Annotated in this window: 1 protein-coding gene; it reads left to right on the top strand. The window is 26.7% G+C overall.

Going from position 1 to position 210, the window contains the following annotated elements; genetic code table 11:
- Window positions 1-151 precede the first annotated feature (151 nt).
- On the top strand, window positions 152-210 hold a 59-nt coding region (locus tag KGF38_RS20660; RefSeq protein ID WP_139044962.1), incomplete at its 3' end, for a helix-turn-helix domain-containing protein.

The following is a 210-nucleotide window of genomic DNA, read 5'->3' as shown; positions in this document are numbered from 1 at the left end:
TGTTTAAAAAAATTGACCTTGTTAATATTAGGATGGGTGAGTAAAAATTGAAGTAGCTCAGATATGTATATTTAGTACAATACCATATAGTATGGTGTGTAAAATATGAACATCTAGTATTAACATAATCATAAAAAACAAGTAAAGTGAGGTGATAGTAGTGGAAAAAGCTTATAAGTTTAGAATGTATCCAAATAAAAAACAGCAAGA

It is taken from the genome of Clostridioides sp. ZZV14-6387, assembly GCF_020657835.1.
Classification (GTDB): Bacteria; Bacillota; Clostridia; order Peptostreptococcales; family Peptostreptococcaceae; genus Clostridioides; species Clostridioides difficile_A.
Note: the sequence above shows the minus strand (reverse complement) of the source record. Positions and strands in the feature narration are given on the sequence as shown.